Source organism: Burkholderia anthina, from assembly GCF_001547525.1.
Lineage (GTDB): Bacteria > Pseudomonadota > Gammaproteobacteria > Burkholderiales > Burkholderiaceae > Burkholderia > Burkholderia semiarida.
The window spans coordinates 795,265-816,667 of sequence record NZ_CM003769.1; the positions used below are offsets into that span (position 1 = coordinate 795,265).

General features: G+C 64.5%; 27 protein-coding genes. 16 read left to right on the forward strand and 11 right to left on the reverse strand.

Annotated elements, in window-relative coordinates; all coding sequences use genetic code 11:
• Positions 1-146: 146 nt before the first annotated feature.
• Positions 147-1,067, forward strand: a complete 921-nt coding sequence (locus tag WS64_RS19680; protein WP_060967382.1) for a hypothetical protein — start codon at positions 147-149, stop codon at positions 1,065-1,067.
• Between the two features lie 30 nt (positions 1,068-1,097).
• On the opposite strand, the gene WS64_RS34955 is transcribed toward WS64_RS19680, so the two are convergent.
• Positions 1,098-1,289 (reverse strand): hypothetical protein, encoded by a 192-nt coding sequence (locus tag WS64_RS34955; protein WP_167351626.1) that lies wholly within the window; start codon positions 1,287-1,289, stop codon positions 1,098-1,100.
• An 8-nt stretch (positions 1,290-1,297) separates the two neighbouring features.
• The gene (locus WS64_RS35095) at positions 1,298-1,459 is read right to left on the reverse strand and encodes a hypothetical protein (protein ID WP_208606859.1); all 162 of its coding nucleotides are present in this window, start codon (positions 1,457-1,459) and stop codon (positions 1,298-1,300) included.
• A gap of 439 nt (positions 1,460-1,898) precedes the next feature.
• On the opposite strand from WS64_RS35095, the gene WS64_RS19685 reads away from it, so the two are divergent.
• Positions 1,899-3,323 (forward strand): aminotransferase-like domain-containing protein, encoded by a 1,425-nt coding sequence (locus tag WS64_RS19685; protein WP_060967383.1) that lies wholly within the window; start codon positions 1,899-1,901, stop codon positions 3,321-3,323.
• Positions 3,324-3,473: 150 nt separating this feature from the next.
• On the opposite strand, the gene moaD (WS64_RS19690) is transcribed toward WS64_RS19685, so the two are convergent.
• Complete coding sequence (moaD, locus tag WS64_RS19690) at positions 3,474-3,740, reverse strand: molybdopterin converting factor subunit 1 (protein ID WP_059642898.1); 267 nt, start codon at positions 3,738-3,740, stop codon at positions 3,474-3,476.
• Between the two features lie 18 nt (positions 3,741-3,758).
• Between moaD (WS64_RS19690) and WS64_RS19695 the strand changes: the two genes are divergently transcribed.
• From WS64_RS19695 to WS64_RS19700, 5 genes are all read left to right on the forward strand, one after another.
• Positions 3,759-4,154, forward strand: coding sequence for a GIY-YIG nuclease family protein (locus WS64_RS19695; RefSeq protein ID WP_081059265.1), 396 nt, complete (start codon positions 3,759-3,761; stop codon positions 4,152-4,154).
• A gap of 489 nt (positions 4,155-4,643) precedes the next feature.
• Positions 4,644-5,264 carry a DUF5343 domain-containing protein gene (locus WS64_RS34430; protein WP_155720456.1) on the forward strand — a complete coding sequence of 207 codons (621 nt, stop codon included), beginning with the start codon at positions 4,644-4,646 and terminating at the stop codon, positions 5,262-5,264.
• Complete coding sequence (locus WS64_RS34435) at positions 5,261-5,824, forward strand: Swt1 family HEPN domain-containing protein (RefSeq protein ID WP_124864242.1); 564 nt, start codon at positions 5,261-5,263, stop codon at positions 5,822-5,824. The genes WS64_RS34430 and WS64_RS34435 overlap by 4 nt, the downstream gene beginning before the upstream one ends.
• Positions 5,825-6,003: 179 nt before the next feature.
• The gene (locus tag WS64_RS33150) at positions 6,004-6,468 is read left to right on the forward strand and encodes a hypothetical protein (RefSeq protein ID WP_081059263.1); all 465 of its coding nucleotides are present in this window, start codon (positions 6,004-6,006) and stop codon (positions 6,466-6,468) included.
• Between the two features lie 234 nt (positions 6,469-6,702).
• Positions 6,703-6,894: a hypothetical protein gene (locus tag WS64_RS19700; RefSeq protein WP_059642893.1), complete on the forward strand. Its 192-nt coding sequence runs from the start codon at positions 6,703-6,705 to the stop codon at positions 6,892-6,894.
• A gap of 32 nt (positions 6,895-6,926) precedes the next feature.
• On the opposite strand, the gene moaD (WS64_RS19705) is transcribed toward WS64_RS19700, so the two are convergent.
• The 5 genes from moaD (WS64_RS19705) to fdhD form a co-directional block, all read right to left on the reverse strand.
• Positions 6,927-7,184 (reverse strand): molybdopterin converting factor subunit 1, encoded by a 258-nt coding sequence (gene moaD, locus WS64_RS19705; protein ID WP_060967384.1) that lies wholly within the window; start codon positions 7,182-7,184, stop codon positions 6,927-6,929.
• 52 nt (positions 7,185-7,236) lie between these two features.
• Positions 7,237-7,809, reverse strand: a complete 573-nt coding sequence (locus WS64_RS19710; RefSeq protein WP_060967385.1) for a molybdenum cofactor biosynthesis protein MoaE — start codon at positions 7,807-7,809, stop codon at positions 7,237-7,239.
• A 47-nt stretch (positions 7,810-7,856) separates the two neighbouring features.
• The gene (moaA, locus tag WS64_RS19715; RefSeq protein ID WP_060967386.1) at positions 7,857-8,981 is read right to left on the reverse strand and encodes a GTP 3',8-cyclase MoaA; all 1,125 of its coding nucleotides are present in this window, start codon (positions 8,979-8,981) and stop codon (positions 7,857-7,859) included.
• A 217-nt stretch (positions 8,982-9,198) separates the two neighbouring features.
• Positions 9,199-10,413 carry a molybdopterin molybdotransferase MoeA gene (locus WS64_RS19720; RefSeq protein ID WP_060967387.1) on the reverse strand — a complete coding sequence of 405 codons (1,215 nt, stop codon included), beginning with the start codon at positions 10,411-10,413 and terminating at the stop codon, positions 9,199-9,201.
• Positions 10,410-11,282: a formate dehydrogenase accessory sulfurtransferase FdhD gene (gene fdhD / locus WS64_RS19725; RefSeq protein WP_060967388.1), complete on the reverse strand. Its 873-nt coding sequence runs from the start codon at positions 11,280-11,282 to the stop codon at positions 10,410-10,412. Before fdhD ends, WS64_RS19720 begins: the two co-directional genes overlap by 4 nt.
• Before the next feature lie 424 nt (positions 11,283-11,706).
• Between fdhD and WS64_RS19730 the strand changes: the two genes are divergently transcribed.
• The 4 genes from WS64_RS19730 (at position 11,707) to WS64_RS19745 (ending at position 15,710) form a co-directional block, all read left to right on the forward strand.
• Positions 11,707-13,107: a cytochrome ubiquinol oxidase subunit I gene (locus WS64_RS19730; RefSeq protein WP_060967389.1), complete on the forward strand. Its 1,401-nt coding sequence runs from the start codon at positions 11,707-11,709 to the stop codon at positions 13,105-13,107.
• A 2-nt stretch (positions 13,108-13,109) separates the two neighbouring features.
• A complete protein-coding gene (cydB, locus tag WS64_RS19735; RefSeq protein ID WP_059574936.1) occupies positions 13,110-14,117 on the forward strand; it encodes a cytochrome d ubiquinol oxidase subunit II in 1,008 nt (335 codons plus the stop codon).
• Between the two features lie 165 nt (positions 14,118-14,282).
• Entirely contained in the window at positions 14,283-15,203 is a 921-nt protein-coding gene (locus WS64_RS19740) for a bestrophin family protein (RefSeq protein ID WP_060967390.1), read from the forward strand.
• A 93-nt stretch (positions 15,204-15,296) separates the two neighbouring features.
• Positions 15,297-15,710: a VOC family protein gene (locus WS64_RS19745; RefSeq protein WP_060967391.1), complete on the forward strand. Its 414-nt coding sequence runs from the start codon at positions 15,297-15,299 to the stop codon at positions 15,708-15,710.
• Positions 15,711-15,820: 110 nt separating this feature from the next.
• On the opposite strand, the gene trpS is transcribed toward WS64_RS19745, so the two are convergent.
• On the reverse strand, positions 15,821-16,834 hold the full coding sequence (trpS, locus tag WS64_RS19750) for a tryptophan--tRNA ligase (protein WP_059575188.1): 1,014 nt from the start codon (positions 16,832-16,834) through the stop codon (positions 15,821-15,823).
• 209 nt (positions 16,835-17,043) lie between these two features.
• On the reverse strand, positions 17,044-17,199 hold the full coding sequence (locus WS64_RS34960; protein ID WP_167351636.1) for a hypothetical protein: 156 nt from the start codon (positions 17,197-17,199) through the stop codon (positions 17,044-17,046).
• A 464-nt stretch (positions 17,200-17,663) separates the two neighbouring features.
• On the opposite strand from WS64_RS34960, the gene WS64_RS19755 reads away from it, so the two are divergent.
• From WS64_RS19755 to WS64_RS19775, 5 genes are all read left to right on the forward strand, one after another.
• Complete coding sequence (locus WS64_RS19755) at positions 17,664-17,981, forward strand: hypothetical protein (RefSeq protein WP_244166596.1); 318 nt, start codon at positions 17,664-17,666, stop codon at positions 17,979-17,981.
• Positions 17,982-18,209: 228 nt separating this feature from the next.
• Entirely contained in the window at positions 18,210-18,848 is a 639-nt protein-coding gene (locus tag WS64_RS19760; protein WP_060967393.1) for a hypothetical protein, read from the forward strand.
• An 80-nt stretch (positions 18,849-18,928) separates the two neighbouring features.
• Positions 18,929-19,261 (forward strand): RebB family R body protein, encoded by a 333-nt coding sequence (locus WS64_RS19765; protein ID WP_059574945.1) that lies wholly within the window; start codon positions 18,929-18,931, stop codon positions 19,259-19,261.
• 190 nt (positions 19,262-19,451) lie between these two features.
• Positions 19,452-19,808, forward strand: coding sequence for a RebB family R body protein (locus WS64_RS19770; protein WP_059574947.1), 357 nt, complete (start codon positions 19,452-19,454; stop codon positions 19,806-19,808).
• A gap of 220 nt (positions 19,809-20,028) precedes the next feature.
• A complete protein-coding gene (locus tag WS64_RS19775) occupies positions 20,029-20,331 on the forward strand; it encodes a RebB family R body protein (RefSeq protein WP_244166597.1) in 303 nt (100 codons plus the stop codon).
• Between the two features lie 78 nt (positions 20,332-20,409).
• Here the strand turns inward: WS64_RS19775 and WS64_RS19780 are convergent, their stop codons facing one another.
• A complete protein-coding gene (locus WS64_RS19780) occupies positions 20,410-21,252 on the reverse strand; it encodes a Crp/Fnr family transcriptional regulator (RefSeq protein WP_244166598.1) in 843 nt (280 codons plus the stop codon).
• Positions 21,253-21,403 lie beyond the last annotated feature (151 nt).

The following is a 21,403-nucleotide window of genomic DNA, read 5'->3' on the forward strand; positions in this document are numbered from 1 at the left end:
GCGACGCTGATCCGGATCACCGCCGCGCGCTTGCCGCTGCCGGTGAAGCGCGGCCGATGACGAACGCGCCGCATGCCGCACCGCATAGCAGGCAGGCGTATTCTGTGACACATGCGCGCGACCGTCGTGCGCCAGGGAGTACCAACATGGAGACATCCGGAGTTTCGCATGGCATGCGGCTGGCGCGCCGCGCCTGGCGCGCGCTCGTCGTGACCGTGTGCGTGGGCTGGAGCGCGCTGTCGTTCGGCGCGGAGGGCGCGAACGGCGCGGCCGCGCTGCTCGAGCGCTATCGCAGCCTCGGCGCGCAACTGAAGGACAACGCGTTTCACCGGCCGGTGGTGCTCGAATCGTCGGAAGCGTCGTCTTCGCTGAAGGGCGACATCTATGCGGTCGTCGATTATCCGTTCGCAGTGGTGAACGGCCAGCTCAACGATCCCGCGCAAGGCCCCGCGAACTGGTGCGCGGTGCTGATCCTGCACCTGAACACGAAGTACTGTCGCGCGTCGAGCGGCGGCAACGGCCCGGTGCTCGACGTGAACCTCGGCCGCAAGGTCGAGCAAAAGCTGTCGGATACCTATCGCGTGCAGTTCCGCTATCGCGTGGCGGCCGCGACGCCCGATTATTTCCAGGTCGACCTGACCGCCGACAGCGGCCCGATGGGCACGAAGGATTACCGGATTGCGCTCGAAGCCGTGCCGGTCGGCGCGTCGCGCACGTTCCTGCACCTCACGTATTCGTATGGTTTCGGCACGGTCGGCCGGATGGCGATGAAGACCTACCTCGCGACGGTCGGCAGCGACAAGGTCGGGTTCACGCCCGCCAGCGGCGCGTCGGCCGCGCAGCCGCAGTACATCGGCGGCGTGCGCGGGCTGCTGGAGCGCAACACGATGCGCTACTACCTCGCGATCGACACCTACCTCGCGACGCTCGACAAGCCGCTCGACCAGCGCCTCGCGCGCTGGTTCGACGCGACCGAGCAGTATCCGCAGCAACTGCATGAAGTGGAGCGCGGCGCGTATCTGCAGATGAAAGCGCAGGAGGTGCAGCGGCAGCAGACGGCGCGATGACGCCGCCTGCCGCCTGCCGCTCGGCGTCGATCAGTTCGACGCGCCGCCGACCGTGCGAATGCTGCGCCACTGTCCTTGTTCGACACGGAACAGCGTGTACGGCGGCTTGACCAGGTCGCCTCGCTCGTCGAACGAGATCTTGCCGTGCGCAACCGATTCGACGAATACGAGCGACAGCACCTGCCTGCGCTGTCGCGCCATCACACCCAGCGGTAAATCCAACAACCGGTTCAGCAGCGCCAGTGTTGCGTCCCGATATCGAGCTGGCGGACCGGATTCGTCGCGCGGGCACCGGCCGCCGTACGGGGCGCATCGTCGTCGAGCGCGAACGTGGACACGGACACGGACACGCTGACGAGCAGGTTGACCGCACGCGCGACTTCCAAAAACACCACCGAATCAAGCCCGCCTATCGGCAACGGCGCCCCGGCGCGCGCCGTGCCGGTGAAGCGCGGGCGGGCATCCCGGGCCGATCCGGCCGCACGGTGCCGGCCAACCGGCCGTCCGGCCATTTCATAAGACGTACAGTTTCCCCGCGATGCGCGATTCGCGCGGAACTGTACTCTTGTTCGCGCGCTCGATGTGTGTACTCGCCGCCAACTGTTCTTCTCTTAAGATTCCATCATAAAGTGCACAGTGCTGCAGATCCAGCCGTATCGGAACCCTGCCGGCGCATCTTCAAGAGAGAGCCAGTGCGATGGAAAAGGCAAAACCGGAGGGAAAGATCAGGAATCACGGCGGCCCGGTCGGCGGGCGAAACATCTGCAACACGTGCGTATGGGACGCACACGGCGGAGCGGTGCGATGGCGCGTGCCGGCAGGAGAGGCACGATGAAACTCTATGAAAAACTCGCGGACGATATCGAGCGCCTGATCCGCCAGGGCGTGTACCGGCACGGCGACCGGATTCCGTCGGTGCGCCAGGCGAGCCAGCAGCACCGGATCAGCATCACGACCGTGCTGCATGCGTATCTGCTGCTGGAAAGCCGCGGGCTGCTCGAAAGCCGTCCGCAGTCCGGCTATTTCGTGAACCTGCGGCGCGACGACGGCCATGCGCCGGTGCGCGAGCTGCGGCCGTCGAAGCCGATCGCGATCTCGTCGTCGGTCGACGTGAGCCGGCTCGTGCTGTCCACGCTGCGCTCGATCGGCACGGACGATGCGGTGCCGCTCGGCTCGCCGTATCCGGACCCGAGCCTGTTTCCGTTCGAGAAGCTGAACCGCTACGCGTATGCGGCCGGTCGCGACAAGTCGCTGTGGGGCGTGACCGACGGGCTGCCGCCCGGCCATCCGCGGCTGATCCGGCAGATCGCCCGCCGCTACCTGGAAAACGGGATGTCGGTGGACCCGAACGAGATCATCGTGACGGTCGGCGCGACGGAGGCGATCAACCTGTGCCTGCAGGCGGTGGCGAAGCCGGGCGACACGATCGCGGTGGAGTCGCCGACGTTCTACGCGATGCTGCACGCGATCGAGCGGATGGGGATGAAGGCGATCGAGGTGGCCACGCATCCGGAATACGGGATCGACATCGCGGCGCTGGCCGCGATCGCGAAGTCGCAGCCGATCGCCGCGTGCATGGTGATGCCGAATTTCCAGAACCCGCTCGGCTTTCAGATGCCGGACGAGCGAAAACGCGAACTGGTTGAGTTCGCAACGAAGGCTGGCATGCCGATCATCGAGAACGGCGTGTACAACGAACTGTATTTCGGCGACACGCATCCGAGTTCGTTGAAATCCTACGACCGGACCGGGATCGTGCTGCATTGCTCGTCGTTCTCGAAGAGCCTGACAGCGGCGTACCGGATCGGCTGGGCGCTGCCGGGCCGTTACCGAGATCAGGTCGAGAAGCTGAAATTCCTGAATACGCTGGCGACGCCGTCGTTGCCGCAGCTCGCGATCGCGGAGTTTCTCGAACGTGACGGCTACGAGCATCACCTGCGGCGGATCCGGAAGGCGTATGCGCAGCAGGCGAACCTGATGCGCGCGATGGTGTCACGGTTCTTTCCGGAGGGCATGCGCATTTCGAGCCCGGCGGGCGGGTACGTGCTGTGGGTCGAGCTGCCCGCGCAGGTCGATGCGATGCGGCTGTACCAGCTCGCGCTGGAGCAGGGGATCACGATCGGCCCCGGCTACATGTTCTCGATCACGGACAACTACCGGAACTTCATCCGGTTGAACTACAGCAGCCCGTGGTCGCCGGAGATCGAGCAGGCGGTGATCACGGTCGGGAAGCTGGCCGCGGCATGCATGCGGTGAACGGGCGCGCGCGGTACGCCGCGCTTCGATGACACAGCCGGCCTTGTGCCGGTTTTGTTGTTCCCGGCGGGCGCCGACGACCGCGGTCGTGGTTGGGGCGTCGATCGATGCGAAGCGGCTGCATCGAAGCGCGCAGCCCCGCGCGTCCCGTCATCCCCCCGTCACCGGCGGAAAGAACGCAACCTCGCTATCCTCCCGCACGACGAATTCCCCCGTCACCATTTCGAGGTTCACGGCCGCCCGCACGGGGCGGTTCATCCGCAGCGCGTCCGCGCTGCGCGCGTCACGCGCGGCCAGCGTGCCGCGCAGCGCGTCGACGGTGAGTTCGCAGGCATCGATCTCGACGGTTTCTTCGTCGATTGCCAGTTGTTCGCGAATGCTTGCGAAGTATTTGATCGTAAGATAATGTCCGTTCATTTACTCCGCACGGAAAGCATGCCGATCAGCCCTTGCTATCTCTTCAAGAACTCCTTTGAATTTAAGCCACGAGGGCAGGTAGAAAGCGTGCCGGCCTACGTCCGTGGGATCTACGTCTTGTATGAGCAACAAGAGGACGGCGCGATGGATGTGGTCTACATTGGGATGGCTCGCGGCGAGCAGTCCGGCGCTCGTGGGCGATTGCGTAAGCATCTGGAGAATCCGGAAAAGGTGTGGTCACACTTCTCGGTCTACCAAGTCTGGGACAATATTCCGAAAGAACAGATCGAAGAGTTGGAGGGCCTGTTCCGGCATCTGTACCGGAAGGACTCGACGGCGAATCGTTTCAACGTACAGAAGACATATGGCCCTCTAGCTCAGATCAAGCGGAAGTGTGCGGAAGACTGGATTTGAAATGGAAGGCCCGTCCATCCGGAAGTTCGTGGCGGCCCGTAGATCCGCTGGCCTCTTGCCCGGCAGAATTTCAGCAGTCGACCCCTAGTCGTTTTTCTACCCGATGTAGCGTTAATGGCAGCTTCAGAGGTACAACAGCCATTCATCCCTTTGAGTCGGTCGTAAATCATCGGCCTTTGCAGTCATCAGGCCGAGCGTCGACCACGGGTTGCTATTGACGGATCTGCAGTCGTCGATCCAGCGGTTACTTCGAGTAGCGGCTCTATGCCCTAGGATCGGCAGCACAAAGCAGTCGATCGAGTTGGCACTGCATAAAACAGCCTTTTCCGAAGCGCTATCGTCAATTGCACCATCCGTCGCGTAAGATAGCAGCCGCAACGTGGACCCGTTGCTCGACGAAGTTATATCTTTCTCTGCTAGATTAGAGGCTACCGCGCGTCGGAACGTATAGCGGCACGTAACAATTAACTGCATATTGTCGGGGAAACGATGGCAGCCGAACTTCCTTATCTTGCAAGCTACAAGAATGTTGCTGAGCTTTTTCAACGAATTTCGTCAGCGAAGAAGCCGGAAAATTTCACGACTCGGTACTTGTCCGAAACAATTGGACTAAAAAACTCTACTGACCGTCAACTTATCGCTTTTCTTAAGACCCTGGGATTTCTGGACAGTGCTGGGCGCCCAACACCAAACTACGATCAACTAAAAAACTCAAATCGCGCACCGAAAGCCATCGCAGACGCAGTTCGACGCGCATATGAGCCACTATATGCTGCAAATGAGAATGCTCACAATTTATCGAGCTCCGAGCTCAAAGGGCTGATTTCTCAAGTTGCTGGTTCAGATACCGGCATGACGATGAAGATTCAGGGAACGTACACCTCGCTTGTCAAGATTTCCGATTTTAGCGAAGAGAAGTCAATTAAAAATGAACCAAATATAACTGCCACGAAGGAAGCAGATGCATCATCGGTAAACGTCGAGCGAGCACTGGGTGTCCGACTCAAGCCAGAATTTCATTACAACATTCAAATTCATTTGCCAGCCAATGCTACCGAAGAGACGTATTTAAATATCTTCAATGCCCTCCGCCGGTCATTTGAATCATGAACGATCAGCGGCTCGCACTCTTTCTTATGCTAGGCCAAACTGCATCTCGCGAGATGCGAAATTTGCCCGGCCTTGTTCCTCCAGAGCCTCTGCGAGTATCTGCGTCGCACGATTTGGCGGCCACCATGCCAGAAACAGTCCGCGCGGCAATGGAAGCTGCCGAGGCATACAAGCTTTTCTTTGCATTCGAGAATTATCTTAGAGAGTTTACTGTTGAAGTTCTTTCGAATGATGCTACTGAAGACTGGTGGCAGAAATTGCCGCAAGATGTTCGCGATGAAATTATCAAGCTAGAGGAAAATGAGGAATCAAAGAGTTGGATGGCGCTGGGTTCTCGGGATAAATCTGCCCTCATGACGTATCCTCAGATTATCCGAGTGATTGACCATTGCTGGAAAAGTCATTTCGAAGATATGCTGCGTGACAAGGCTCTCATTCAAGAAGCTAGAATGATTGGCCACCTTCGAAATGCCATTTGCCACATGTCCGCCATACCAGACGAAGAGATCGCTCGGGTTCGTCAGGTCATGCGGGATTGGTTCCGACGCATTGCACCGTAGGGGATCGTGAGCCGATCACATTGGCGCGGAGAATTTTTAACGGCAGATCATTGTCTGCCTGGTTCACTCGGATTGGCGTAAATTTACGCGAGCAATCGAGCGTTGAGTCGGGGATTACGAATGATATTATGCTGCTGTAGAATACGGGAAAACTCATTGCGCACAGCTCGGAGATCGACATGACTCACAATTTTGAACGCTTACGGGAGCATATCCTGTCGCTTTCTAAAGCGAAAAATTTCGAAGCAGCGCGAACCGAGTGGATTCTTGAATCCGTTGAGGTCAGTGATGAATTTGATTCTTGTCCATGTGGTCAAGATATCAAGGAGCACTGCTATATTCTCAATAAAGTAACTGGCCATCGAACCTATGTCGGCAACGTATGCGTAAACCGTTTCATTGGGATTGATACTGGTAGTCTCTTTGACGGCCTACGTCGCCTCAGGGAGAATCCAGCGGCAAACGCAAACTTGGCAGTGATTGCCTACGCAGAGGATAGGGGTTTTCTTTTCGACAAAGAACCAGACTTTCTTCGGGCAACAGTTCGAAAGCGGGTTATTTCATCAGCACAGAAGGCTTGGAAAGAAAAAATCAATCGCCGTATTCTGCAAGGAACGGTCGTGAGACGTAGAACGGTTCGGTAAATCGTCGGTGAAACATAGGGAGGCGGCCGTGATTAGGTTGTCGACCGCCAACGCCCAGCGGACTTTCAGATTGCCACGCAATTGCCTGCGACAGATCGTCTACCGCCCTTGCGTAGGGCATAAAGCGCTTACTCGAAGTAACCGATGAGCTAACGATTGCGGATCAACCCAAAACGGCCCTAAGCCGGAGCTCGCCCGGTGATCGCTCGGCCGACCGCGGAACATTCATCTTTAATGACCGGCTGCAAGGCGAAGCCGACGCCTGAACGTCGGACCGACGACGAATGTGAATGGCGGATTGTGGCCAACCGCCGACGTTCCTCGCCGGCCGTCCCCCGGAAATCCGCGAAGAACTTTTGTTTTTCCACGCCGGCACCAATGATCGCGTTCGCGTTCGCGCTCGATGCGTCGATCGCCGCAAAATGACTGCCTACGAGCACGCAGCCCCGCGCGTCCCGTCATCCCCCCGTCACCGGCGGAAAGAACGCGACCTCGCTATCCTGCCGCACGACGAATTCCCCCGTCACCATTTCGAGGTTCACGGCCGCCCGAACGGGGCGGTCCATCTGCAGTGCTTCGGCGCTGCGCGCGTCACGCGCGGCCAGCGTGCCGCGCAGCGCGTCGACGGTGAGTTCGCGGGCATCGATCTCGACGGTTTCTTCGTCGATTGCCAGTTGTTCGCGAATGCTTGCGAAGTATTTGATCTTCAGTTTCATCGGGATGTCTCGAGCAGGAGCGGCGGAATCGGAAAACACGAAGCGGACGCCTTCAGCCCCAGCGCCGCATCGCCTGGTCGTCACGCGCCTTCGCCTCGACCCAGCCGGATTCGCCGTCGTGCCGGATCTCCTTCTTCCAGAACGGCGCATGGGTCTTCAGGAAATCCATCAGGAATTCGCACGCGTCGAACGCACACGCGCGATGCGCGGCGGCCACCACGACCAGCACGACCGGCTGGCCGAGCGGAATGCGGCCGACGCGGTGCACGATCCTGACCGCTTCGAGCCGCCAGCGTGCAGTGGCCTCCTCGACGATGCTCCACAGCGCCTGTTCGGTCATCGTCGGGTAGTGCTCGACTTCCAGCGCGACGACGTCGTCGACGTCGCCTTCCTTGCGCACGACCCCGATAAAATTCACGACCGCACCGACATTCGGATTACGAACGATCGGCGCGAGTTCCGCGCCCGCGTCGATCGGCGCATGCTGCACGCGCACCTCGAAGCCGGCGGCAATCGCGGGCGCCGCGTCGGGGTGCCGGTCGGTCGCGTCGACGGGCGGCGCGGAGCTGCCGGCGCGCAGCGGATCGTCCGGCAGCCCGGCGCGGGATTCGGTGAAGGTGGTCATGACAGGTTCTCCAGTGGGCGGCGCATCCTGTATCGGGCGGCGGCCCGTCAGCCGCCGACGAGCGACATGCGCACGGTCGGATAGGTCTTGCCCGGCGCGCGGGCCGGCCGTAGGGCCCGGCGCTCGGAATAGCGGTCGTCGCGTTGCGTCCAGCGTTCGCGCACGGCGGCCGCGAGCGCGTCGGTCGACGCCGCGTCGTCGAGCCACGGGCGCAAGTCGGTGCCCTGCGTCGCGAACAGGCACGTATAGAGCTGGCCGTCGGCCGACACGCGGGCGCGCGAACAGGTGCCGCAAAACGGATGCGACACGCTCGCGATGAAGCCGACTTCGCCGGCGCCGTCGATGTGCGCGCAACGGATCGCGGTGGCGTCGTGGCCCGGTTCGCCGACGAGCACGAGCGGATAGTGCTCGTCGATCAGTTCGCGCATCCGCGCGGCCGGCACCACCTTGTCGCCGGACCAGAAGCTGGCGCCGCCGACGTCCATGTATTCGATGAAACGCACGGCCACGCCCGTATGTCGGAAGTGCCGCACGAGCGGCAGGATCTGGTCGTCGTTCACGCCGCGCTCGATCACCGCGTTGACCTTGACCGGCGCGAGCCCGGCCGCCTGCGCGGCCTCGATGCCGGCCAGCACGCGCGCGACGGGCACGTCGGTGTCGCTCATCCGGCGAAACACCGTGTCGTCGAGCGCATCGAGGCTCACGGTCACGCGCGTCAGCCCCGCGTCGCGCAACGTGCGTGCCTTCGCGGCGAGCAGCGAGCCGTTGGTCGTCAGCGCGATTTCGACGGGCTTGCCGTCGACGGTGGTCAGCGCGGCAAGCCGTTCGATCAGCGCTTCAAGGTGGCGGCGCAGCAGCGGCTCGCCGCCCGTGATGCGGATTTTTTCGACGCCGAGCGACGTGAAGGCGCGCGCGATCTTTTCCAGTTGCGCGAACGACAATCGCTCGGACGACGGCATGAACGCGTAGTCGGCGCCGAAGCTCTCGCGCGGCATGCAGTAGCCGCAGCGGAAATTGCATCGGTCGATGACGGACAGGCGCAGGTCGCGCAGCGGGCGGCCGAGCGTGTCGGACGGGCGGGAGAAAGCGCCGGGCGATGCGCCGCCGGATGAAGCGGCGGCGGCCGGCGCGGCGGAAACGATGACATTCACGATCGGGTCGTCGGCCTGCATGAAGTAAGCGGAGGGGCGTCGCCGCCCGGCCGTGCGGGTGCCGACGTGTCGGCGCACAGGTCGTGACGAGCCTCATGGTGAGCATAGTCCGCGGCGTTTCGCCGGCAGAGACACAATCGCGCCCGAATGGCAGGAATACAGTTCGCCGCGCGGGAGGTGCTGCACGCACGGCGAATCGGGCGAAGGCGCCGCATCGGGCGGGTATTCGCCGTCGTGCTCATGCGAGCCAGCGCGCGAATTCGTAATACGGTACCGCGTCGCCGCGCGCGATGGTGCGCCCGGCCGGCAGCCGCGCGAGCCCGCTGGCCTGCACCAGCGACTGCAGCGTGCCGGCGCCTTGCTGGCGCAACGTGTCGAGCACCGGCGCGCCGTCGGCGCCCACCGTACAGCACACGCGCACGAACCGATCGCGCTGCGCATCCGGCTCGAAGCCGGTGTCGATCGGCAGCGACGGCACGGACGGCAGGCACGTGTCGCGCCCTTGCAGGCGGCGGATCAGCGGCGCGACGAACAGCGCGAACGCCGTCATCGCGGCGCCCGGATTGCCGGGCAGCAGCACCACGGGCCGCGCATCGAGGCGTGCGAGCGCAACCGGCTTGCCGGGTTTCATGCGCACGCCGGCGACGAGGAGCGACGCGCCGAGTGCGGCCAGCGCGGGGCGCAGCAGGTCCTTGTCGCCGACCGACGCGCCGCCGACGCAGATCACGAGGTCGCACTGCGCGTGCAGGTTGCGCAGCGCCCGATCGACGGCGGCCGCGGTATCGGCCGCGTGCAGGCTCATCGCGACGTCGGCGCCGGTTCCCGCCACCAGCGCGGCGAGCATCGGCGCGTTGCTGTTGTAGATTTGCTGCGGCGCGCGCGGCTGGCCGCACGCGATCAACTCGTCGCCGGTCGTCAGGATACCGACGCGCAGCGCCGCACGCACGTCGATGCGCGCGAACCCTTGCGCGGCGGCCACGCCGACGTGCATCGCGCCCATCCGCACGCCGGCCGGCACGAGCCGATCGCCGGCGCGCACTTCCTCGCCGCGGCGGCGGATGTGGGACCCGCTGCGTTGGGGCGCGTCGAACGTGACGCCGCCCGCTTGTTCGCGCGCATGCTCCTGCATCACGACGGTGTCGGCGCCGGGCGGAATCAGGCTGCCGGTGAAGAGGCGTGCGGCCGTGCGCGGCGCGAGCGGCGCGGGCGTGTCGCCGGCATAGCAGCACTGTGCGACGCGCAGCGGCTCGCCGTGCGCGAGGTCGACGTGCCGCACGGCATAGCGGTCCATCGCGCTCTGGTCGGCCGGCGGCTGGTCGAGCACCGCGGTCAGCGGCGCGGCCAGCACGTGGCCGGCTGCCTGCGCGATCGGCACGGACCGGGTGCTGTCGAGCGGCGCGAACGCGCCGGCGAATTGCTGCTGCGCGGTATCGAAATCGAGCAGGTGTTTCATGACGAATGGGCCGGGTGCGCCGGTGAGGGCGCCGGTGAGTGGAAGGGCGCGGCAGCGGGCGACACGTATTCGACGAAGCCGTCGTTGCGGCAAAAGCCGAGCAGCCGCACGCCGGCTTCGCGGGCGACGTCGATCGCGAGCGACGTCGGCGCCGAGATCGTCGCGACCATCGGGATGCCGACCCGCGCGGCCTTGCGCACCAGTTCGTAGCTCGCGCGGCTCGACAGGAACACGAAGCCCGCGCTCCAGTCGGCGCGGCGGCGCGCGAGCTGCCCGATCAGCTTGTCGAGCGCGTTGTGGCGACCGACGTCCTCGAACACGTCGAGCACGGCGCCGTCGCGGTCGCACCACGCGGCCGCGTGGATGCCGCCCGTCTCGCGCATCAGCGTCTGCCGGGCCGGCAATGCACGGGCGGCGCGTGCGATCGCGTCGGCGCCGATGCCCGCGGCCGCGCCGGCGGCGGCGATGCGCGGCGGCTGCAGGTCGAGTTGCGCGATGCTTTCGATGCCGCACACGCCGCAGCCCGTGCGGCCGGCCAGCGCGCGGCGGTGCGCCTTCAGCGCCATGAACGCCTGCTGCGACACGGTCAGCCGCACTTCGGCGCTGCCGGGCCGGCATTCGCTTTCGATATCGAAGACGTCCGACGCGCGCTCGACGATGCCTTCGCTCAGTGCGAAGCCGAGGCCGAATGCGTCGAGGTCGATCGGCGTCGCCATCATGACCGTGTGCGAGATGCCGTTGAACACGAGTGCAACCGGCGTCTCGTCGACGACGCGATCGACGGTGTCGCGCGCGTCGCCGGCACGGTGGCGCGTCACCCGACACGCGGTGCTGCCGGTCGGATCGTCGCGGTGGATGCAGGACTCCATGCAGGTTTCTCCAGGCGGGGCGGCCGGCGGGCCGGCCGGGCTCGGCGCATGCGCCGAACGACGGGAATCGATGCCGCCGGGCGGGGCGCCGAAGGGCGCGCGACCGCCGCGGGCTGGCGTTGCATCACATGTTAAGTGGAGCGAACAGCGCACCGCAGGCACAGCGCCGCAACGGGGAAAGCAGTACAGCTGAGCGCCCCGCCGGCACGGAAAGTGTTTTCCGTGCACACATCTTTGGCGGAGCGGGCATCACAGTTTCAGCGCACGTCCGAATGATTGCGAGTATCGTTGCAAACGCGATATCGTCATTCACGCTTCGATGCCGTGCGAGCGACCGGTTGCGTTCGCATGTGTCGCCGCCAAGCCGTCGCGCGATTTCCTGCTTCGAGCGTACGTCCTCACAAACCACGAGCAAATTACGGTCATGGAAATCTTCGATGCGTTCCATCTCGCCCGATTGCAATTCGCATTCACGGTGTCGTTCCACATCGTGTTCCCCGCGATCAGCATCGGCATGGCGAGCTTTCTGGCAGTGCTGGAATGGCGCTATCTCGTCACCGGCGACGCCGCCTACAAATCCATGTTTCAGTTCTGGTCGAAGATCTTCGCGATCGGCTTCGGGATGGGCGTGGTCTCCGGCGTCGTGATGGCGTACGAGTTCGGCACCAACTGGTCCGGGTTCTCGCGCGTCGCGGGCAACATCACGGGGCCGCTGCTCACGTACGAAGTGCTGACGGCGTTCTTCCTCGAAGCCGGCTTCCTCGGCGTGATGCTGTTCGGCTGGCAGCGCGTCAGCCCGCGCGCGCACTTCTTCGCGACGCTGATGGTGGCGGTCGGCACGCTGATCTCGACGTTCTGGATTCTCGCGTCGAACAGCTTCATGCAGACGCCGCAAGGCTACAAGATCGAAAACGGCCTCGTCGTGCCGGTCGACTGGTTCAAGGTGATCTTCAACCCGTCGTTTCCGTACCGTCTCGCGCACATGACGATCGCGGCGTTCATCGTCGCGGGCTTCATCGTCGCCGCGTGCGGCGCGTGGCACCTGCTGAAGGGCCGCCGCGACGAGCCGGTGAAGCGCAGCTTCTCGATGGCGCTGTGGATGCTGCTGGTGCTCGCGCCGATCCAGATCTTCGTCGGCGACGCGCACGGGCTGAACACGCGCGAATATCAGCCGGCGAAGATCGCGGCGATCGAGGGGCTGTGGGAAACCGAGAAGGGCGGCACCGCGCTGAACCTCGTCGGGTTGCCCGACATGCAGGCCGAAACCACGCGCTATGCGATCCAGGTGCCGCACCTCGGCAGCCTGATCCTCACGCACAGCTGGGACGGCGAGATCCGCGGGCTGAAGGAATTCGCGCCGCAGGATCGCCCGTATTCGCCGATCATCTTCTGGACGTTCCGGATCATGGCCGGCCTGGGGATGCTGATGCTGCTGACCGCGCTGCTCGGGCTGCTGCTGAGAAAGGGCGGGCGCCTGTACGAGACGCGCTGGTTCCAGTGGCTCGTCGTGTGCATGGGGCCGTCGGGCATCGTCGCGCTGCTGGCCGGCTGGATCACGACCGAGGTCGGGCGCCAGCCGTGGACCGTGTACGGCGTGCTGCGCACCATCGATTCGGTCGCGCCGCTCACCGCGCAGCAGGTCGGCGTATCGCTGCTGATCTTCGTGGTCGTGTACTTCCTGGTATTCGGAACGGGTATCTACTACATGATGAAACTGATGAAGCGCGGGCCGGCCGCCCAGGCCGGGTACATCGAGCTGCACCGGCATCCGGGGCTGCGCAAGAGCGCGCTGTCCACGCCGCTGAACGTCATCGAGGCGGAGTAACCATGCACATCGATCTTCCTGTCGTCTGGGCCGCGATCATCGGCCTCGGCGTATTCATCTACGTGATGCTGGACGGTTTCGACCTCGGCATCGGGCTGCTGTTTCCGTTCTTCGATGCGAAGGCCGAGCGCCAGGTGATGCTCGACACCGTCGCGCCGGTGTGGGACGGCAACGAGACGTTCCTCGTGCTCGGCGGCGCGGGCCTCTATGGCGCGTTTCCGGTCGTGTATTCGACGCTGCTGCCGGCCAACTACCTGCCGCTGGTGCTGATGCTGGTCGGGCTGATCTTCCGCGGCGCGGCGTTCGAGCTGCGCGCGAAAGCCACCCGCACGCAGCACATGTGGGATCTCGCGTTCATCGGCGGCTCGGCGCTCGCCGCGTTCTGCCAGGGGATCGTGCTCGGTTCGCTGCTGCAGGGCATCAAGATCGAGAACAACCATTTCGTGGGCGGGCCGTTCGACTGGCTGTCGCCGTTCAGCATGCTGTGCGGGATCGGCGTGCTCGTCACCTATGCGACGCTCGGCTGCGGCTGGCTGATCCTGAAGGTCGACGGCGAACTGCAGCGCAAGATGCGGTTGCTGATGAAGCCGCTCACGGGCGTGCTGCTCGCGGTGATGGGCGTCGTGAGCCTGTGGACCGTGATCGGGCTGCCGGCCGTCGCGCACCGCTGGTTCGGCAGCGGCAACCTCGGCTGGTTCCTGCCGGTGCCGGTCCTCGTCGTCGCATGCGTGTGGGGCATCTTCCACGCGGTGAAGCGTGCGCACGAGGCCACGCCGTTCCTGCTGACGCTCGCGCTCGTGTTCCTCGGCTACACGGGGCTCGTGATCAGCATCTGGCCGAACATCGTGCCGCCGTCGCTGACGATCTGGGACGCGTCGTCGAGCCATTCGAGCCAGTTGTTCGCGCTGGTCGGCACCGTCATCGTGCTGCCGATCATCCTCGTGTACAACGCGATGCAGTATCGCGTGTTTCGCGGCAAGGTGCGCGAGGGCGACATCGGCTATCACTGAGCGGCACGCGAGGTGACAGGGCGCGGCGCTCGCGTATCATCACGCGCGGCGCGGCGCCCGGCACGGTGCCCGACAGAAAGCGGCCCGCCACGCGCGGGCCGTTGCGCATCGGGTGCGGGCGCAACGGGTTGCGTTGCGCATTCCTTTGGCAGTCGAGAAAACATCATGATCGTCAGACCGCGACAGAACTGGCTCAGGATGCTGTTCGTATGGAACGGCTCCGTGCTGCAATCGATCATTCCGCAGCTCGTGTTCATGGCGATCGTCAGCACGCTGGCGGTCTTCACGAACGGGCGCATCTTCGGCGAGAAGATTCCGCTCAACACCGCGCCGTTCACGCTGTTCGGGCTCGCGCTCGCGATCTTCCTCGGGTTTCGCAACAACGCGAGCTTCGAGCGCTTCAAGGAAGCGCGGCATCTGTGGGGCAACCTGCTGATCGCCGCACGCGCGGTGACGTCGCAACTGCATCGCTACCTGCCCGACAGCGTGAGCGACGCCGAGCGCAACCGGCTCGCCGATCTGCTGATCGCACTCGCGTATGCGTTGAAGCATCAGTTGCGTCATACCGATCCGGCTGCGGATCTGCAGCGCATTCTCGGGGCGGAACGCGCGGCGGCGCTTGGCGGCAAATGCTACAAGCCGGTCGCGATCCTCGACGAACTGCGCGGCGGCATCGTCCGTGCGCTAGGCCGCGCGCCCGGCAGCGACACGGCCTGCTGGATGTTCGAGACGCAACTCGACGAGCTCGGCAAGTCGATCGGTGGTTGCGAGCGCATCCTGTCGACGCCGATCCCGTTTTCGTACAGCGTGCTGCTCCATCGCACCGTGTATGCGTATTGCGTGCTGCTGCCGTTCGGGCTCGTCGATTCGACGGAGTTCTTCACGCCGCTGATCTGCGTGTTCATCTCGTACACGCTGATCGCGCTCGAAGCGATCGCGAACGAAGTGGCCGAACCGTTCGGGCTCGCGCCGAATGCGCTCGCGCTCGATGCGATCACGCGCACGATCGAGCGGTCGGTGCTCGAACTCGGCGATCGGCCGATGCCGGAGGAGTTCGTGCCGGCGTCGACGTATCAGATCACGTAGGCGGCGCGGTCGGTAGTGTAGTCGTCGGTAAGGTTGATCGGCCGGGCCGGGAACGGTTGTGTAGACTCGGGCTCGTTCAATGGAGCCCATACCATGCAACTTCTCGATCACGTGTCGATCAGTGTTCCGGACATCGACCTGGCACGCCCCTTCTACGATGCCATCATGGCTGCGCTGGGCGCGACCAAGGTCTATGACCGCGCCAACGCGCTCGGCTATGGCGAACGTTGCAGCGCGAATGACCCGGAGTCGACTTTTCTGGCGGTGTATCTGGACCCCGCCGAAATCGGGGCGAGCAAGCGGCACTGGTGTTTCAAGGCTGCTTCCCGCGAGCAGGTACATGCGTTCTTCGACGCAGGGCTCGCGACGGGCGGCCAGTCCGACGGCGCCCCCGGCTTGCGGCCGCAGTACCACGGCGACTACTACGCGGCTTTCCTGGTCGATCCGGCCGGCAACCGGATCGAGGCCGTGTGTCATGCGGCGGGGGCGGGGCGCGAGCGGTCGTGACGGTGGTGAGGCCCCGCGGCCGCTAGTTTTCGACTGCGTGGGAGTCCCACGTCCCGAGCGATATCGCTTTACTCAGCATGCCGACGGTCAACGCATGCCGCCGGAACGTATCAGTCGAAATACGTCAACCCCATCGCACCCTTCACCTCCGCGAGCGTCGCGCCAGCCACTTCCCGTGCATGCAGCGTGCCGCGCTTCAGGATCGCCATCACTTCCGCCTTGTCGGCCTCGAATTCGCGGCGGCGCGCGCGGATCGGCTCGATCAGCGCCTGCAGCCGCTCGTTGAGCACGCGCTTGACCACGCTATCGCCGAGGCCGCCGCGGCGATAGTGGGCCTTCAGTTCGTCGACCTTCGCGACGTCGGGCTCGAACGCATCGAGGAACGTGAACACGACGTTACCCTCGACCTGGCCCGGGTCGCTCACGCGCAGGTGGTTGGGGTCCGTGTACATGTCCTTCACGGCTTGCGCGATCTCGTCCGGCGTCGAGCCGAGGGTGATCGCGTTGCCGAGCGACTTGCTCATCTTCGCCTTGCCGTCGATGCCCGGCAGCCGCGTGACCGACGACAGCACGGCCTCGCATTCGACCAGCACCGGCTGCTCGACGGTCGCGTTGAAGCGGCGCACGAGTTCGTTGGTTTGCTCGATCATCGGCAATTGATCGTCGCCGACCGGCACGTGGGTCGCCTTGAACGCGGTGATGTCGGCCGCCTGGCTCACCGGATAGGTGAGGAAGCCGGCCGGGATGTCGCGCTCGAACCCGCGCAGGCGGATTTCTTCCTTGATGGTCGGATTGCGTTCGAGGCGCGCGACCGTGACGAGATTGAGCAGGTATTGCGACAGCTCGGCGAGTTCGGGCACCTGCGATTGCACGACGATCGTCGAGATCGCCGGATCGATGCCGACGGCGAGGTAGTCGAGCGCGACCTCGATCACGTTCTCGGTGACGCGCTGGCGGCGGCCCATGTTGTCGGTCAGCGCCTGCGTGTCGGCGAGCAGCAGGAATTGCCGCGCTTCGTGCTGCATCTGCACGCGTGCGCGCAGCGAGCCGATGTAGTGGCCGAGATGCAGCGGGCCGGTCGTGCGGTCGCCGGTGAGAATGGTCGGGCGGGCGGGGTGAGTCATGGTCGTCGTTGGCTCCGGGTTGTCGAGGCCGCCAGCCATGATGTCGGCGCAGAAACGCGAATGCCGCCATCGCTGGCGGCATCACGTTTGGGACATGCAAAAGGAAACGGGCCGCCTGGGTCAGGCGCGCCACCAGCAATGCACGATCGGCGAGGCGGGTCGGGTTTCCATCGCGGCAGTATAGCGTAGTGCGTCCGGGGACGTGCGCGTCAGCGGATCACCGACTCCATCGCGAGGTAGGCGGTTTCGGCGGACGGCCACAGCAGATACAGCAGGCCGGCCATCAGCAGCCACGCGCCGGCGCGTACGAGCGGCGTGCGGTCCTTGTCGCGTGGGGAATGGATGGGCTGCTTCGATTTCTTCATGCTTGCAGGCGCGAGGTGCGCCACTCCAACGTTACTGCAACGGGTCGCGCGGGGCGAGGCCGGGGTGTTGCGGGGAAATGGGGCTCAATCTGGCTTCCCGTGCGGCGGGGCACGCGCGGGCATTTAAAGGGGAACGATCATGTGTTCGGTGAACGCATCGTTTCGTGCGAAGCGGTGCGCATGCTACCAGTTCGGGGCGGCGCGCACAGTCAGGAATTGTAGGGCAATGGCCCGAATGGATCGCGTCGCGTTCGGTTGGCGAGCCAGGCCGAGGCCGCGGTATTTCTCGGTCGGGTGCGACTGCGGGGGGCCAATGATATCACCCGGAAAAAACCGGATGGACCCGCTGGTCTCGCGCGTGGGCACCATAGTGAGCGGGCGATAATGGGTTCGCTTTTCTTGCGTGGGTATTCGAAATCGTGCGAAATCAATTACGTCCGACTGCTGCCAACCGTATTGGCTTCATGCAATTGGTTTCTGTTTTCCTGTTCTTCGCGTGTACAGCCTGTTCGAGGAACGATGTTCTCCCTCGGAATATGTCGCTGACTGCCTTCAATCCGCATCGCGGGTGGGACGGCAAGAAGGAGACGTTGATCGACGCGGCGAAGGCGGCGACGTCCGCGCCGGTGTCGCCGGTCAAGCCCGCGGCGCATTCCGTGTCGCCGCGTACGGGCCGCGTGCATGTGCCCGATGGCTACATGCCGCGGGAGAAGCCGCAAGCCGCCGATCCTCCCCGAGCGGAAACGACGGCCGCCCCTGTCGGTGGTTACCGGCTCACCTGACACACACCGCCCGCCCGCCCCGCCTCCCGACTTCACATCCTCGTCGCACGGTTCGTCCTTGCAGCGGTCCTGCCGACATTTCCGGCAAGGCCGTCGCACGTCCCTTTCCCGGAGAACACCATGCGATATCCATTGCAGCACCCCGACCTGGCCGCCGTGACGCGGCGCCCATCCGAACCCGAACCGCACGTACCCGCGTCGCGAGCGACCGGCGAGGAGGGGTGAGCCATGAGCACTGAAGAACTGACCCCGCTGCTGCGGCAGCTTGCGGAGAAGCGACTCGGACGACCCCTCGAGCCCGAAGAACAGGCGTTGCTCGAGCGGCTGCCGAGCCGGCAGGGGAACCCGCCGCCGCCCGCCGGCGGCCCGGCCGCGCAGGCGGGCGCCGCGAAGCCGCCATTGCCGCAATTCAAAACGCGGCAAGAGGCGCGCGAACAGATCAAGCATTTCCTGCAGCTCAACCAGCAAAAGGCGTACGAGAAGATGCGCGGGATCCTGCAGACGATCGATACGCAGAACGAGACGACTCTCGGCATGCTCGCGTCGGAGCAGCGGAAAGTATCGGGCGTACTCGACGCGCACGAGCCGGCGGGCGACGCGCAGGCGTCCGGCGCGGTCGAGATCCAGGACAGTACCCGCGAGGCGCTGACGATGATCGGGGAACAACTGACGGGCCTGATCCGGCAGGAAATCGAAGCATGCTTCCGGCAATACGGCGATGCGCTCGCGGAACGGCTCGCTGGAGGGCTCGCCGTCAGGCTCGACGCGATGGAGGACCGGTTGCGGACCATCGGCGCCGGCCCGGCCGGCCCGGCCGAACCCACCGCTGCCGTTCACGATACGCCCGGCGCAGCGTCCATGGAGTAGCACGCGGGTCATGCGGCCGAACGCGAAACCGGCCGGCCCCGAAGTGCGACCTCTCAACTACGTGAACCAAGGAGCAACAAATGGCTGATACGTGTCAAGTGTGCCAGGTCAATCCCGCGATTACCGATGCGGTCACACAGGTCAACGTCAAGGTGGTCGCGGAAGCGCCGGCAATGGCGATGGGCTCGCTGTACCAGGCCCAGAGCCATTCGCTCAGCATCCTGTTCGAGAACGCGGTGCAGCAGCAGTCGCAGGCCGCGATCCAGTCGCAAACGTCGACGAACGTGGGGACGATGCAGCTCTACACGATCGGGCCGGAAAGCGCGGGCGCGGCCGCCACGGAAATCGGCGCGAACGGGATCATTTCGATTCTGGCCGACGTGATCGCGATCGGGAAGGCAGTCAAGGGCTGACGCGCCATCGCAACGCCGTGGTCGAGCGGCGGCGCAAGCGGCGTGAGCCGCCCATGCCACCGCCGTGCCGCGAGTCGGCAGCATGGCCGCCGGCGCCTGAACAGCGGTGCCGCGCGGTGTTCCGGAGCAATCGACAGAACGGGCAGCACCGATTCGATGCGGCGCCCGTTCGCAAATCAGGAGAAATACGATGGCAAACGACGTAGACGATCCGAAAGACCCCTGCAACTGCACGACGTGCGCGGTCAACGCCGCGATCACCGACGCGGTCACGCAGACCAACGTCAAGGTGGTCGGCGAAGCGCCCGCGATGGCAACGGGTTCGCTGTACCAGGCGCAGAGCCACTCGCTGAGCGTGTTGTTCGAGAACGCGGTGCAGCAGCAGTCGCAGTCCGCGGTGCAACTGCCGACCTCGACGAACGTGGGCACGATGCAGCTGTACACGCTCGGGCCGGCGAGCGCCGGCGCATCCGCGACGGAAATCGGCTCGAACGGCGTGCTTTCCGTGCTGGCCGACGTGCTCGCGCTCGGCAAGGCGCTTGCCTGACGCATCACTGGCGCGGACGCCGGGCGGCGGCTCCCATCGGGTGCTGCCGCCCGGCGTCGGACGCCGTGTCGACACGCCCGCGCAAGCGGGCCCCAGCGGGCGCATCGGTGGCGCCGTGTCGCACGCGGCAGCGACCGACCCACTCATGCTTTCGCCGTGACAGCGCGTCAGCGGCGAACCAACCAGGAGCAACGACATGCCGGAACAGGTTTCTCCCGCGATGACCGATGCGGTCACGCAAGCCAACGTGAAGGTGGTGGGCGAAGCGCCCGCCGTGGCGTTGGGCACGCTCATGCAGTCGAACAGCCATGCGTCCGCGATCCTGCTTCACAACGCGGTGCAGATGCAGGCGAACCAGGCGATGTCCAACCTTGCCGCCACGACCGTCGGCGTCATGCAGCTCTATGCCGGGTCGCCGGCGGCGGCGGCGGCCGGCGCGGCGCGCTCGGCGAACGACAGCTTCGTATCGCAACTCGCCGCCGTCGCGCAGTTGATGAACGCCCTCGGTCACGGGCGCGGCTGACCTTCACCGCGCGCCGCATGACCCGGCGCGCATCCGTCCGCCCGGCGGCGCTGCGCGACGCACGCGCTTGCCGCGCTATCAATTGGCGTCGACGATGGTCCGGAGCTGCTCCGGTTTCTGAATCGTCACGCCGTGTTCGTGTAGCCGGATCAGGCCGTCGCGCTGCATCTTCCGCAGGCTGCTGTTCAGTCGCGGCCGGCTGACGTTGAGCATCGCGGCGAGGATGCTCTGGTTCTCCGGCAGCGGCACCTCGAGATCGTTCCCTTGCATGCGGTTCAGCAGATGGCGCGCGAGCCGTGCTTCGACCCGGTACAGGCATGCCGACTCGACGAAGTCGCTCAACTGGTGAATGTGCCGGCACAGCTGCTCATGGATGCGCCCCATGAATTCCGCATTCGCCAGCAGCGGCGCGAAGTACTGGCGATACAGCAGCGAAATGCGGCAGTCGGCGCTCAACTGGGCGGTGAAACTGCGCCGGTGCGCGCGAATCAGCGTGTTTTCGCCGATGAGTTCGCCGGGCATCGAGTGGCCGAGAATGATCTCGCGCCCGCCGGGTTCGTGCAGTGTCTTGTAGACGCGGCCGCTGTGCACGAACGCGACGAAATCCCCCGGATCGCCCTTGAAGAACAACAGGCGATTGCCGTGTTCGGGCCAGGGCGTCACGTGCCGCTCGATGTGGGCGATCAGGCTTTCCGGGAGGCCGGCGAGTATTGGTATATTGCGCAGCGTTTGAGCGTTAGCAAGGGCAGGCATGGTTTCCGCGCGAGGTTGTTTGACGATGCGGCCACCTAGCGAAAAACGCTGCCTCTGGCATTGCGTGAAAAATGAATAATGAAAGTATTGAAATAATCGGCAAGCAGTCCGGACAGGGCGGCGCTCCGGCGGCAAGCGCGCTTGATCGACCGACACGGGAAGCAGCATGCCGACGCACGGACGCATCGCGGCGGTAGTCGTTCTTGTTCATCGCAATGCCGTTATTCAGTCAGGTCCGGCGGAGCACCTGAAACGACGGATCGGGCCATGCCGGCTAATTAAAATTTCCGTTCATAATAATCAAGATAATTTACTGCGC

What these genes read in the sequence shown, in the direction of transcription:
- WS64_RS19780 (WP_244166598.1), bottom strand. Translation starts at nt 21,252, where the DNA reads ATGCTGCTTCCCGTGTCGGTCGATCAAGCGCGCTTGCCGCCGGAGCGC.
- WS64_RS19685 (WP_060967383.1), top strand. Translation starts at nt 1,899, where the DNA reads ATGAAACTCTATGAAAAACTCGCGGACGATATCGAGCGCCTGATCCGC.
- WS64_RS19710 (WP_060967385.1), bottom strand. Translation starts at nt 7,809, where the DNA reads ATGACCACCTTCACCGAATCCCGCGCCGGGCTGCCGGACGATCCGCTG.
- WS64_RS19745 (WP_060967391.1), top strand. Translation starts at nt 15,297, where the DNA reads ATGCAACTTCTCGATCACGTGTCGATCAGTGTTCCGGACATCGACCTG.
- WS64_RS19765 (WP_059574945.1), top strand. Translation starts at nt 18,929, where the DNA reads ATGGCTGATACGTGTCAAGTGTGCCAGGTCAATCCCGCGATTACCGAT.
- WS64_RS19730 (WP_060967389.1), top strand. Translation starts at nt 11,707, where the DNA reads ATGGAAATCTTCGATGCGTTCCATCTCGCCCGATTGCAATTCGCATTC.
- moaD (WP_059642898.1), bottom strand. Translation starts at nt 3,740, where the DNA reads ATGAACGGACATTATCTTACGATCAAATACTTCGCAAGCATTCGCGAA.
- WS64_RS19740 (WP_060967390.1), top strand. Translation starts at nt 14,283, where the DNA reads ATGATCGTCAGACCGCGACAGAACTGGCTCAGGATGCTGTTCGTATGG.
- WS64_RS34435 (WP_124864242.1), top strand. Translation starts at nt 5,261, where the DNA reads ATGAACGATCAGCGGCTCGCACTCTTTCTTATGCTAGGCCAAACTGCA.
- WS64_RS19695 (WP_081059265.1), top strand. Translation starts at nt 3,759, where the DNA reads ATGCCGATCAGCCCTTGCTATCTCTTCAAGAACTCCTTTGAATTTAAG.
- WS64_RS33150 (WP_081059263.1), top strand. Translation starts at nt 6,004, where the DNA reads ATGACTCACAATTTTGAACGCTTACGGGAGCATATCCTGTCGCTTTCT.
- fdhD (WP_060967388.1), bottom strand. Translation starts at nt 11,282, where the DNA reads ATGGAGTCCTGCATCCACCGCGACGATCCGACCGGCAGCACCGCGTGT.
- WS64_RS19680 (WP_060967382.1), top strand. Translation starts at nt 147, where the DNA reads ATGGAGACATCCGGAGTTTCGCATGGCATGCGGCTGGCGCGCCGCGCC.
- moaA (WP_060967386.1), bottom strand. Translation starts at nt 8,981, where the DNA reads ATGCAGGCCGACGACCCGATCGTGAATGTCATCGTTTCCGCCGCGCCG.
- WS64_RS19770 (WP_059574947.1), top strand. Translation starts at nt 19,452, where the DNA reads ATGGCAAACGACGTAGACGATCCGAAAGACCCCTGCAACTGCACGACG.
- WS64_RS19700 (WP_059642893.1), top strand. Translation starts at nt 6,703, where the DNA reads ATGACCGGCTGCAAGGCGAAGCCGACGCCTGAACGTCGGACCGACGAC.
- WS64_RS19760 (WP_060967393.1), top strand. Translation starts at nt 18,210, where the DNA reads ATGAGCACTGAAGAACTGACCCCGCTGCTGCGGCAGCTTGCGGAGAAG.
- WS64_RS19775 (WP_244166597.1), top strand. Translation starts at nt 20,029, where the DNA reads ATGACCGATGCGGTCACGCAAGCCAACGTGAAGGTGGTGGGCGAAGCG.
- WS64_RS34430 (WP_155720456.1), top strand. Translation starts at nt 4,644, where the DNA reads ATGGCAGCCGAACTTCCTTATCTTGCAAGCTACAAGAATGTTGCTGAG.
- WS64_RS34960 (WP_167351636.1), bottom strand. Translation starts at nt 17,199, where the DNA reads ATGAAGAAATCGAAGCAGCCCATCCATTCCCCACGCGACAAGGACCGC.
- moaD (WP_060967384.1), bottom strand. Translation starts at nt 7,184, where the DNA reads ATGAAACTGAAGATCAAATACTTCGCAAGCATTCGCGAACAACTGGCA.
- trpS (WP_059575188.1), bottom strand. Translation starts at nt 16,834, where the DNA reads ATGACTCACCCCGCCCGCCCGACCATTCTCACCGGCGACCGCACGACC.
- cydB (WP_059574936.1), top strand. Translation starts at nt 13,110, where the DNA reads ATGCACATCGATCTTCCTGTCGTCTGGGCCGCGATCATCGGCCTCGGC.
- WS64_RS19755 (WP_244166596.1), top strand. Translation starts at nt 17,664, where the DNA reads ATGCAATTGGTTTCTGTTTTCCTGTTCTTCGCGTGTACAGCCTGTTCG.
- WS64_RS19720 (WP_060967387.1), bottom strand. Translation starts at nt 10,413, where the DNA reads ATGAAACACCTGCTCGATTTCGATACCGCGCAGCAGCAATTCGCCGGC.